Here is a 1,680-nt window from a genome sequence, read left to right as displayed (position 1 = left end):
GCGGGCGCGGGCAATGCCTTCCGGTCGAGCTTGCCGTTCGAAGTCAGCGGCAGGCCCTCGATCGTGACCTGAGCCGCGGGAATCATATGGCCCGGCAGGAAATCACCGAGCCAGTCCCGCAGCGGCGGAACGGTTGCATGGCCCCCGGACGGCACCACGTAAGCCACCAGACGCCGGTCACCAGGCCGATCCTCACGCACCGTCACGGCAGCCTGGGCCACCGACGGGTGACGCATCAACGCGGTCTCGATCTCACCGAGCTCGATGCGGTAACCACGGATCTTGACCTGGTCATCGGCACGGCCCACGAACTCCAGCCCGCCATGCCGGTTCCAGCGCACGACGTCACCGGTGCGATACATGCGACCGCCCCCGGCGAACGGATCGGCGACGAACCGGCCCGACGTCAGCCCCGGACGCCGCCAGTATCCGCGGGACACCCCGGCACCGGCAACGTACAACTCGCCCGCGACACCCGGGGGCACCGGACACAGCCCGCCGTCCAGGACATACACCCGCAGGTCCGGGATGCGCTCACCGATCACGCTGGCTGCCGCCCCGGTGGCCATCACCGGGTCGAGCTCCTGGTACGTGACATGCACAGTGGTCTCGGTGATGCCGTACATGTTGACCAGCACGGGAGAGTCCGGTGCGTGCCGGCGGTACCAGCCCTCGAGCCGGCCCAGCTCGAGCGGCTCACCACCGAAGACCACGCGACGCAGCACGAGTCCGTCACCGACCTCCGGATTCTCCTCGTCGGCCTGCATCAGCTGGTAGAACGCCGAGGGCGTCTGATTGAGAACCGTCACACGTTCCCGCACCAAAAGCCGGAGGAACTCCGCGGGCGACGTGCGCTGCTCGTGCGAAACCACAACCAGCCGCCCACCGTGCAACAGCGCCCCGCCGATCTCCCACACCGAGAAGTCAAAAGCATAGGAATGGAAGAAGGTCCACACATCCTCGGGACCGAACGCGAACCAGCGCTCGGTGGTCGCGAACAGACGCACCACGTTGCGATGCTCCACGACCACCCCCTTGGGCCTCCCGGTGGAACCCGAGGTGTAGATCATGTACGCGGCGTGGCCGGGAAGCAGCGGGCCGGTACGGTCACCGTCCGTCACGTCCGCCGGGCTCGCCGCCGCACACGCCGCCACGATGGCCGGATCGTCCAGCATCAGTACCGGCATACCGGCCGGGATGACGTCCGCCACCTCAAAACGGCTGACGGTCAGCGTGGGCGCCGCATCCACGAGGGTGTACTCGATGCGCTCGGCCGGGTAGTCAGGGTCGACCGGAACATAGGCACCACCGGCCTTCCACACGGCAAGCAGTACCACGACCAGCTCCACGGAGCGTGGCAGGACGACAGCAACAAAACTGTCCGGGCCCACACCTTGTTCGATCAGCACACGGGCCAGACGGTTGGCGCGTGCGTTCAGCTCGCCGTACGACAGCGCTTCAGCGCCGTCCGTCACCGCCACCGCATCCGGCATGGTCCGGGCATGGGCCTCCACCAGGGGAGGCAGAACAGCCGGGACGGTTTCCTCGGCCGGCGTGTTCCAGTCCACAACGATCTGACGTCGCCGTTCGGGACCGACAACGTCCAGGCCGGACAGAGGGGTGTTCGGGTTGTCGGCCACCTGGCTCAACAACAACCGGAAACCGGAGACCAGTTCCTCC

General features: G+C 67.4%; 1 protein-coding gene. It reads right to left on the bottom strand.

Going from position 1 to position 1,680, the window contains the following annotated elements; genetic code table 11:
* On the bottom strand, nucleotides 1-1,680 hold a 1,680-nt coding region (locus ACH4EW_RS32430; RefSeq protein ID WP_398263148.1), incomplete at both ends, for an amino acid adenylation domain-containing protein.

The organism is Streptomyces sp. NPDC018000 (assembly GCF_044328025.1).
Classification (GTDB): Bacteria; Actinomycetota; Actinomycetes; order Streptomycetales; family Streptomycetaceae; genus Streptomyces.
Note: the sequence above shows the minus strand (reverse complement) of the source record. Positions and strands in the feature narration are given on the sequence as shown.